This window comes from Candidatus Electrothrix sp., from assembly GCF_052785085.1.
The window spans coordinates 1-9,443 of the sequence record NZ_JALAAI010000136.1 but is presented as its reverse complement, the minus strand read 5'-3'; the positions used below and the strand labels follow the sequence as shown (position 1 = coordinate 9,443).

The window sequence follows — 9,443 nt, the reverse complement described above, 5'->3', positions numbered from 1 at the left end:
ATCATTTCTTGGCACCGCAAAAGCCTTGAAAAATATAATTACTTGATAATAAACGAAAAATATTTTTACGCCCAACGAATAATCAGGTAGTTAGGATTGTTTCGATAATGATTCTCACAAAGTTGGGCTATGGTGGGGAGAGGGATGGATGGTATTCCCAATGCTCCCAATACCTATCTCTATGAGGAAATAAATTCAATGCTGATCTGTTCATCTTCTCCTTGGGTTAAGGCATAGGTGCAGCCATCAAGAAAAGTCATTTCTCGTTCCTGTGCAGCCTGTTTCAGGGCGGCAATGGTTGCCTGGATTGGTTCTGTGTCTGCCTCTTGATTAATATGCACCAGCACCTTATTGCTTTCATCGGTGAACTGGAGAAGCAGGGCATTATGGTCTAAAAAAACAAGGTCTTCGTAGGCATAGGAAATGCCCATGCCTGTTGCTTCCACAATTTCCTTAACAACACCAAGTTTTAATATCGGTATTTTCTCGCTCATTGCGCATTACTCCGTTGTATCTTCAGCAAACGAGTTCATTGGTCACCAAGGTGTGTAGCTGTTGAGCCAGTTCCAGCATCCCTGAAATTTTCTCCATGCCCGGCGGAGTGATTTTGAACCCGTCCAGATCGCATATATCCTGATACTTATCCATGTCCAGTAATCCCTGACTCAGCCCTTCCATTTTTCCCGGAAAGGTGGTCTCCATGGCTTCAACCAAGTCTGCCATCGTATGATTATAAGGCATAGTGCCACGTTGCATCAGGGCGGCCATGACAAATTTTTCAATGGACATCGCAATCAGGTTGTACAAAATTTCCGGGGTAAAAACTTTTTTCTGTTTTGCATGGGCTGATGTAGCCGTTCGGAGGTATGCCTCTCCGTCAGCAAGAAATTCCTCCCAGCCTCTGATGGCTTCAATTCCTGTTAAAGGCACCAGATTTTTTTCTTTTTGCGCTGTTACCGCTGTTACCATGTACCACCTCGTTTCATGTTTTGGCCTTTTCTCAGGCAAATCAGATCGGTAGGGTTGTAGCCTATCTGGTTGTAAAAGCCCAGTGCCCTTGTATTATTGCAATCAGCCAATAATTGAATGCGGGTTGCTCCCTGAAGAGTTGACCATTCTGCAATGGCCTCCATGAGTTTTTTGCCGATGCCCTGGGTTTGCCAGGCTGGCAGGACAACAACATCCTCCACCAGGGCGGAAGTTCCGCCTTCTGCCGTGGAAACGAGAAGTTGAGCTGTACACATACCGATAATTCGGCCTTGCCGTTCAGCCACCAAAACAGTGGCTCCAGATTTTTGTAAAAGAAGCCGCAAGCCTCGCTTTTGTTTGTCTGTATTAAAGGTGAAATCCTTTTCAATACTGAATAAAACTTCCAGCAGAAAAACCAGACCTGTAAGATCTTCTTCCCGAGCTCTACGGATGAGTATTTTTGCGAAAATATCCGGCATGATTCCGCTCATGGAGTGATTCTCTCAAGTTATGACAGCTGGTATTCTTCTGCTACTTCGCCGTCTTCCAACCCGTCCAGAATGGCATCAACAGCATCCTCGCTGTCCACACCGCCAAACCACCAGTTTTCTGGTTGAATAACCATGACTGGCCCTTTTTCACATTGCTTCAGGCAGGTTGTGCCACTGACCAGGCAATCCAACCCACGGTCCAGTACTTCTTCCTCAATATATTGCAGCAAGCCTTCACTCTGCTTATGACAGATACCTTTTTTATCGCCTGCAGCACGAAAGCTTTGGCAGAGGAGGATTTGTCGTTCTGAAATGGCCATTTTTTTTTGTTCTCCTGTCTTCTGTTTACTGTTAAAAACTTGGAATGAATTTATTTTTTACACTTCTTTTTCTTACCACCACCGTAGAGCACATCCACTGTGCCTTCGATGTTCTCTTCGGTCAATAAGATTTTTATGCCCAGATCGCTGAGAATATTTTGCGGATTTTGACCAGCATGGCTTGCCAGCAGGGCAAAGCAGTCTGACAGGGTTTGGGCCAGGGCCTGCCAGCGGGAATCTCCGCTTCCTCCTTCAGGTGCAGCCCGTTTTTCTAAAAGACAGGCCAGTCCGTCCTCTCGTGGTCCATAGATCAGAAATTCAGCAGCCTGACCAAGGTGAAGGTCCACATCCATGCCGCTCATGCTGGCAACCGCCACATTGGGGCGTTCCTTGCTCGGCTGCGGTATCAGGTTTGTGGCGTTTTGAAAATCCCCGCCTGATGGAGGTGGAAGATGTATGTCAACATCAGTAGTTATTTTAAGATGAGTTGCTGCTGCTTTCTTTGCCTCCTCAAGAAGAGCTGTTTCACAAGCCTCCAGTTTTTCTTCTTCAGAAACCGGCACAAAAGGAAGCAGGGTGATGGAAGATGCTCCCCAGGAAACAAGGGTTTCAGCAAGCGTGTTTATATGATGATCATTAATGCCTGGATAAATCGTTGTATATATATTAACGTTGATTCCAGCCTGTTTGAGGGCCGTAATAGCCTCTTTCTGTTCCTGAAGCAGGAGAGGAATCGCTTGAGGAAGAGGGAGCGTTTTTTTGCCTGGGCGAATCCAGGTATATATTTTCTTTAAGATATCTTTTTCTACAGCTTCAATGCAAAGATTGACCTGAGTTACCTTTTTGTCTGCCAAGTCTTTTGCAAGTGATGCTGCATTAAGACCTATGGTGGTCAGCTTGACCGGACAGTCAGGGTGTTTCTCTTCAAGAAGGCCAAGCAGTGAAAAAAGTGTGTCTGGTGCTGCCAAGGCATCGCCAGGGTCGCAAATATTTACACTAAAGACTTTTTTTCCTCTTTTTATAAGGTCGTCTATCCAGGCAATGGCCTCGTCTGGAAAAAGGGCAGGTGCTGGTTTATCAATTTCACCAAAGCTTTTTCTGTTATTTACCTGCGGGGCTGCTGGCAGGATCAATGTATTGATCTGCATAGTTTTTGTGCAAGAACTTTTTGCGCTTGTTTCTGGTGTTGTACCTGTTGTTACGGGCTGAGTGCTCATAGTCTCTTTTCTCGGGTTGAGTATGCTGGATAATTCGGACAAGTTGGACAAGTTCCAGAACAGCTTTTATCACTCTTATAGCAAGGGATGTGCCAAAGTGCTTTTGTTTGTAAAATACTCTTTGAAAATAATATATTGATTGTATTTTTCCGGTGTGGTGTTGGTGTTGAGGGTGCTGTAGAGATCAGGGGATCTTACTTATTTGCGCCCTTTTTAACATAAAAGTACATAAGGGCCTTTTTTTTGTAAAACAAGGTAGGGTGACTTTCTGTGCTTGAATCTGGATTTTCTAAGGAGCATTTTTGTGACATATTTCTTCTCTAGCCTCTGAATAGTAAAAAACATGACAATTTTGTGCTTGTTCTGTAAGCTTCTTAACGGTATATATTACAATAATGTGATTAATTTAGAGATGTCTGTAGGTGAAGCGAAGATACTTTTTTGTTAATATGTTGTTTTTCCTTGTTGATTTGTAAAAGATAAATAAATGGCATGCGCTATGCAAAAGTACCTGGAAAGAAAAACAATTGCTTTGCGTAAAGCATCATTCATTAACTCAGCAAAAGAGGTAGATGACGTGGAAAAAATGGCGAGTGTACAGAGTAAAATGTTCAGCAAAGGAGCTGCTGTGCTGGCTGGCCTGACAGGGCTGCTGCTGGCAGGGTCGGCATTTGCCGAAGAGGCATCAGTGGGTGATAATTTGATTCAGTTGTCGTACTCGGTGGATACCTTTTATTTCCTCATGTCCGGAGCTTTGGTCATGTGGATGGCAGCAGGTTTTGCCATGCTGGAAGCAGGCTTGGTACGCAGTAAAAATACCGTGGAGATACTAACCAAGAATGTGGCTCTCTATGCCATAGCCTGCCTGATGTACTTAGTGGTTGGTTACAATATTATGTACGAAGGCAGTATAAACAGTGTCCTGCCCAGCTTAGGCTTTTTCTTTAGCGGAGAAATTCCAGTGGAAGAAGTGATCAAGAACGGTGGTGGTCACTCCAAGATGGCAGATTTCTTTTTCCAGGTAGTTTTCGTGGCCACAGCCATGTCTATTGTTTCCGGTGCAGTGGCTGAGCGAATGAAGCTCTGGGCTTTCTTGATCTTTGCTGTGGTTATGACTGGATTTATCTACCCTGTGAGCGGTTTCTGGAAATGGGGTGGTGGTTTTCTTGATGGTCTCGGTTTCCTTGATTTTGCTGGTTCCGGTCTGGTGCATCTCTGTGGTGCTTCGGCTGCTTTGGCAGCGGTTCTTCTCCTTGGTGCTCGTAAAGGGAAATACGGTAAGGATGGCCGGGTGAATGCTATCCCAGGTTGTAACCTGCCCATGGCAACCCTGGGAACCTTTATCCTCTGGCTTGGCTGGTTTGGCTTTAATGGTGGTTCTGAGTTGATCATCAGTAATGTAGATGAGGCCAATGCAGTCTCCAAAATTTTTGTGAACACCAACACTGCAGCAGCTGGAGGTCTTGTTGCAGCCCTGTTGCTTTCTCAGTTCTGGTTTGGTAAGGCTGACCTGACAATGGGTCTGAACGGTGCACTTGCAGGTCTGGTGGCAATTACTGCCGAGCCTCTGACTCCGTCGCCACTGGCCTCTACAATTGTCGGTGTCATTGCAGGTGTACTGGTGGTCTTTGCTATTGTCTCCATTGACAAGGCTAAAATCGATGATCCTGTGGGTGCCATTTCCGTACATGGCGTGATTGGTATATTTGGTCTTATAGTTGTGGCTTTTACCAATCCTGATGCTACGCTTGTTGCTCAGCTTATCGGTATTGTCGTTATTTTTGCCTGGACTTTTGGTGCTTCTTTTATTGCCTGGATGATTCTCAAGACAGTGATGGGTATCCGGGTAAGTGAGGAGCATGAAGTGGAAGGTGTGGACATTGCTGAGTGCGGCCTGGAAGCATATCCGGAATTTACCAGAGATTAATAGCCGGTTATCGGCTCTCAAACGAGAGGAGTATATATTATGAAGAAAATCGAAGCCATTATTAAACCCTTTAAGCTTGATGATGTGAAGGAAGCTTTGGGTGATTTAGGAATCAGCGGTATGACCATTAGTGAAGTCAAGGGTTATGGTCGCCAAAAAGGGCATAAAGAAATGTACCGGGGCGCTGAGTATACTGTGGATTTCAACCCAAAGATCAAGATTGAGCTGGTTGTTGCCGCAGCCATGACCGAGAAGGTGGTGGATACAATTCGCGAGTCAGCTCTGAGTGGTAAGATTGGCGATGGAAAGATCTTTGTTCTGCCTGTGGAAGAAGTTGTTCGGGTTCGTACCGGAGAGCGGGGATCTGAGGCTATCTGATCATTCCTGATTGGATCATTTGATCAAAGAAGATTTGACCAATAAAAGGGGAGGCTGCTTATGCAGTCTCCCCTTTTTCGGTTAAAAAAAAATACGCAGGTAAAAAAAATATATGGAAGATGAGGATGTTAAGTTGTTTGATGCTTGTCTTCAAGAGCGACAGCGAGATCAGAAGAAGATTCTTCAGGCGGCTTTTCAATATCCTTTAACAATTCATCCTCTTCTTCTGCTTCATTTGCAGGGACTGTTTCCAATGAGGGGGATCCGCAGGCACCATCAAAGTTGAATCCAAAATCAGGCAAAGGAATGCTGGCTTCTTCTTGGGGATGATCATGGTCACAACCAGAGAGTGCTACGGTTGGGGTGCAACCGAGGCTCAGGAACAAGGTAAGAGCGATGATAATTTGGTGAATAACTTGAGGATATGTAATTTTCATGACGTTTCTCCAAGGTGTATGAATACTGCGTTGGCGGACTAGGTTTTTGAAGCGTGCAGGTAATTCTTTTTATATTATGAAGGAGTTGGTTTTTTCTCCCTTTAATACCGGACAAGATAATTCAGTTTTTTGTTCCTGTCAAGATCACGGTATAATTTTTTAAACTTTAAAAGTGATTTTTTGAAAAAATAGAGATTTGTAATCTTTTTGCAAGCTGTTTTATGGCAAAGAGATGAATGAGCGCATATAAAATATTAGTCTGTACACAGAAGTGGTGAAAAGGTCTTGTTTTTTTAGGAAAGAATATATTATGATGTTATTTATATTCGTTGTGATGAAGGTGGTTGATATTTTTCCTGCCATTATCATTTTGTGTTATCTCGGTCTGTTGGGCCGTGATAGAGGTTTAAGGAACATATAAAGGAGAAACGATGAAACTTGCTGTATATGCTGTAATGAGTCTTATGATGGTTACTGGGACAGCTGTAGCTGCGGAACCGGTAACAGAGCTGAAAACCGACCAACAAAAAACCAGTTATGCATTAGGGCTTGATCTTGGCACCTATTTTAAAAGTTTGGAAACAGATTTTGATCTTCCTGTTATTTTTCAAGGAATTAAAGATTCCTATACCAATGGGGAAGTCTTACTGAGTCCGGAAGAGGCAAAAAAAATTCAAAAGCAATTCGCCATTGATCAGCAAAAAAAGAAAGTGGAAAAGGTACAGGCTGTCCTGGAAGAGAATAAGAAGGCTGCTGCTGACTTCCTGAAAAAGAATGAAAAGGAAAAAGGCGTCAAAGTCACTGACTCAGGTTTGCAATATAAGGTGATCACCGAGGGGAAGGGTGAGAAGCCGAGTGCTACTGATACGGTTAAAGTGCATTATAAAGGAACCTTGCTTGACGGCACCGAGTTTGACAGCTCGTACAAACGAAAGGAGCCTGCGACCTTTAAGGCGAATCAGGTCATCCCTGGCTGGACAGAGGCTTTACAGCTTATGAGCCCTGGGAGTAAGTATACCTTGTATTTGCCGCCGGAACTTGCCTATGGCGACCGTGGTGCGCCGCCAGCGATTGAGCCGGGATCTTTGCTGATTTTCGAGGTTGAGCTGGTTGATATCGTTAAGGATGCTGATAAATAGCAGATTCTGAGAACAGCAATTTCCCTACAGTGTTGTCCCGTCCCAGAAGGGCGGGATACGTGTTCTATGTGGAGATCGGCATGGGGAAAAGTATGGGGAAAGTATGGGAAAGAAAAAATGTTGTCGTAAGTACAAAAAAACAAGCAAGCATTGTAAACAATGCCCAATAAAAACCAGACAGCAATGTCAAACTGAAAGGAGAACTATTGAAATGAGTAAGAAGAAAGACGAGAAGAAAAAAGAAAAGAAGAAATTAGAGAAAAAAGCAGCAAAGAAGGCCGCCAAAAAAGCAGAAAAGAAAAAAAGCTGCAAAAAGGCATGTAAGAAAGCAGACAAAAAAAAGTCTGATAAGAAGAGCAAGAAAGGCAAGAAGAAATAAACAACTACTCTGACGTAACCTGACGTAAGGGGGCAAGAAGAGACCTTCTGTTTCTTCTTGTCCCTACAAGTCTGCACCTGATTCAGGAGCGGGGTTCGACGATGATTTCTGTTATCGGTTCAGCCTGCCCCAACTCGCCATCCACCTTGGCAATATGACCAATATCCCGCCAATCTTTCCCCAGTAATCCAGCGCCGTAACTATCTATCGCCACAGGATCAAAACCTGCGACCAGTTTATTGACTGGAGGATCACAGGTTGGCCCCCAGAGATGTGCCTCTGCCATTCCCACTGTAGCGTCCAGAACCGTAAAATCCGAACAGCGGTAACGGTTCAGGTCAGCAACTGCTTCATGAATTTGATTATGAAAGGCTGCTTTTTTCCATCCTGGCCCCTGGTAATAATCCGGTGAGGCAAGCCCCATCATATTTTTCATGGTCAGGGTGATTCCAGCCAAGGTGTGGGCCTTGAGTACCGGAACAGAGAGGAGAAAGCTGGTAACCGCAATATCCGGGAGATAAAATTCCGGCCAATGTTTGCAGTGGGGGAAGCTTTGCTTCTGGCACGGTGCGTTGTTCAGGTCGATGAGTTCTATCTTTTTCTCCCGGGCCAGTTCTGTATACCCCAGTTCTGTAAAACAACGGTGGGTATCATAATCTAAAGCACCGCATCCCTCACCAATCACGATAGGATTATGCAGATGGGTTTGCAGGTATTCTACAATGCTCTTGACCAGGGCAACCGGTGTGGTGACGGGTGGACGCAGGATTTCAACCAGGTTGGGTTTGATCAGAATGGTTTGCCCTGCTGGGATCTGCTCTGTCAGGCCTGCCTTATCTAATAAAGGGGGAATGCTTTTTTCCCAGGAAAGAAAAGGAGTGCTGTATATCGTGCTGTTTGTTTTGTTGGTCTTCATGCTGTTCTTCTGAAGAAAAGTTTATATGGAATCAAATATGGTAATTATGACCAGCCTTAATAGAGCATGCCCGGTACAGCTGTTCCAGGAGAATGAACCGGGTCATTTCATGGGTAAAGGTAAGGCGGGAAAGGGACCAGATCTGGTCAGCCCGCTGACAAACCTGTTGATCCAGGCCCAAATGCCCTCCAATCAAAAAACACAGGGTTTGGATTCCCCGGTTTTCCCAATTTTCCAGCGCAGTAGCGATTTCTTCTGAAATCTGTTCACGTCCTGTGGGATCCAGAGCCACAACCAGTGAGGATGAAGCCGCATGGGTGAGAAGCTGTTCAGCCTCTTTGGCCATGATGATCTGTGGAACATCATTTTTAGCATGTTTGCTTTTTAGAATTTTGATGTCCAAAGGAAGGTAGCGTTGCAGCCGTTCTGCATAATCCTGGATTGCCTGGTTCAAATATTTTTCTTTTGTTTTTCCGAGAAAAGGAATGGTTATTTTCATGTTGAATATTTGTTTGTAAACAAGTTGTTATGTTTCTTGGGTGGAATTTTATTTTCTTGATAATAGGTGCTAACGTGTAATAAATATACTTTGTGGTGTAAAAAAACTATACATTAGGTATAAATTATTGTACTCTTTTAAGTAAGAGGGAGACAGGAACATTCACAAAGAAGGTGAGAAAAATGGAACATCGTGAAGCAGTTAGCATCTTAATGCTGAGTCCTTTTTATTTTCGTATCACCGTCAAAGAGCGGCTTAAGCTTATTAAGAGATACTGTCGTGAGATAGGACTGCAACCGTTTTCATCGTCACAAGTCTGAAGAATAATAACCGATAGCTTTTTTCAATGAGCAAAAAAAATATTTTTTTCTTAGACCGTAACACGGAGTAAGAATGGACAAAGTAGGGCTCACCTTTTCTCCGCCCAGCCAGAAAAGGTGAGGAACTAACTTCACATAACTGTATGTGAAGTTGGAAGTCAACAGCGAGATATGAAAATGGATAGAAATATTTGGTTGATGATGGTTAATCAGAAGGGTAATGGTTTGTATAAAAAAGGATATCTTGGCCGGGAAGTCCATGAGTTCGAGATTGAAGCAGCTATGGAAGCTCAGAGAGTCTTTGCTGAAATGACCAATACAGACTAATGGCACGACCTTAAGTGGTTGACCACAGGATTACGCCGTTTGTCTTCTTGGTACTGTCAAACGAGGGTAGGCCTTTGGACGACGCTTCACAGCCCGCGGTTCACTGCGACCTGGTCTATTTCCT

The 9,443-nt window shown here is 44.1% G+C and carries 13 protein-coding genes; 5 read left to right on the top strand and 8 right to left on the bottom strand.

What is annotated here, in order from left to right; all coding sequences use genetic code 11:
• Positions 1-179: 179 nt before the first annotated feature.
• The 5 genes from L2082_RS16600 to L2082_RS16580 are packed head-to-tail and all read right to left on the bottom strand — an operon-like array spanning position 180 to position 2,928.
• The gene (locus L2082_RS16600; protein WP_446011993.1) at positions 180-494 is read right to left on the bottom strand and encodes a hypothetical protein; all 315 of its coding nucleotides are present in this window, start codon (positions 492-494) and stop codon (positions 180-182) included.
• Positions 495-516: 22 nt separating this feature from the next.
• A complete protein-coding gene (locus L2082_RS16595) occupies positions 517-969 on the bottom strand; it encodes a hypothetical protein (RefSeq protein ID WP_446011992.1) in 453 nt (150 codons plus the stop codon).
• A complete protein-coding gene (locus L2082_RS16590) occupies positions 963-1,448 on the bottom strand; it encodes an N-acetyltransferase family protein (protein WP_446011991.1) in 486 nt (161 codons plus the stop codon). Before L2082_RS16590 ends, L2082_RS16595 begins: the two co-directional genes overlap by 7 nt.
• A 29-nt stretch (positions 1,449-1,477) precedes the next feature.
• On the bottom strand, positions 1,478-1,780 hold the full coding sequence (locus L2082_RS16585; RefSeq protein WP_446011990.1) for a (2Fe-2S) ferredoxin domain-containing protein: 303 nt from the start codon (positions 1,778-1,780) through the stop codon (positions 1,478-1,480).
• 50 nt (positions 1,781-1,830) lie between these two features.
• Positions 1,831-2,928 carry a NifB/NifX family molybdenum-iron cluster-binding protein gene (locus tag L2082_RS16580; protein ID WP_446010155.1) on the bottom strand — a complete coding sequence of 366 codons (1,098 nt, stop codon included), beginning with the start codon at positions 2,926-2,928 and terminating at the stop codon, positions 1,831-1,833.
• A gap of 811 nt (positions 2,929-3,739) precedes the next feature.
• Between L2082_RS16580 and amt the strand changes: the two genes are divergently transcribed.
• Both amt and L2082_RS16570 read left to right on the top strand, forming a co-directional pair.
• A complete protein-coding gene (gene amt, locus L2082_RS16575; protein ID WP_446010156.1) occupies positions 3,740-4,924 on the top strand; it encodes an ammonium transporter in 1,185 nt (394 codons plus the stop codon).
• Positions 4,925-4,963: 39 nt separating this feature from the next.
• The gene (locus L2082_RS16570; protein ID WP_446010154.1) at positions 4,964-5,302 is read left to right on the top strand and encodes a P-II family nitrogen regulator; all 339 of its coding nucleotides are present in this window, start codon (positions 4,964-4,966) and stop codon (positions 5,300-5,302) included.
• A gap of 128 nt (positions 5,303-5,430) precedes the next feature.
• Here the strand turns inward: L2082_RS16570 and L2082_RS16565 are convergent, their stop codons facing one another.
• Positions 5,431-5,739, bottom strand: a complete 309-nt coding sequence (locus tag L2082_RS16565; protein ID WP_446010153.1) for a hypothetical protein — start codon at positions 5,737-5,739, stop codon at positions 5,431-5,433.
• A gap of 431 nt (positions 5,740-6,170) precedes the next feature.
• On the opposite strand from L2082_RS16565, the gene L2082_RS16560 reads away from it, so the two are divergent.
• A complete protein-coding gene (locus L2082_RS16560) occupies positions 6,171-6,878 on the top strand; it encodes an FKBP-type peptidyl-prolyl cis-trans isomerase (RefSeq protein ID WP_446010152.1) in 708 nt (235 codons plus the stop codon).
• A gap of 211 nt (positions 6,879-7,089) precedes the next feature.
• Entirely contained in the window at positions 7,090-7,257 is a 168-nt protein-coding gene (locus tag L2082_RS16555; RefSeq protein ID WP_446010151.1) for a hypothetical protein, read from the top strand.
• Between the two features lie 82 nt (positions 7,258-7,339).
• Here L2082_RS16555 and L2082_RS16550 read toward each other — a convergent pair whose 3' ends face one another.
• Together L2082_RS16550 and L2082_RS16545 are read right to left on the bottom strand one after the other, a co-directional pair.
• Positions 7,340-8,173, bottom strand: a complete 834-nt coding sequence (locus L2082_RS16550; protein ID WP_446010150.1) for a DUF362 domain-containing protein — start codon at positions 8,171-8,173, stop codon at positions 7,340-7,342.
• Between the two features lie 31 nt (positions 8,174-8,204).
• Entirely contained in the window at positions 8,205-8,672 is a 468-nt protein-coding gene (locus L2082_RS16545; RefSeq protein ID WP_446010149.1) for a 23S rRNA (pseudouridine(1915)-N(3))-methyltransferase RlmH, read from the bottom strand.
• A 497-nt stretch (positions 8,673-9,169) separates the two neighbouring features.
• On the opposite strand from L2082_RS16545, the gene L2082_RS16540 reads away from it, so the two are divergent.
• Positions 9,170-9,319 (top strand): hypothetical protein, encoded by a 150-nt coding sequence (locus L2082_RS16540; protein WP_446010148.1) that lies wholly within the window; start codon positions 9,170-9,172, stop codon positions 9,317-9,319.
• Positions 9,320-9,443: the final 124 nt, after the last annotated feature.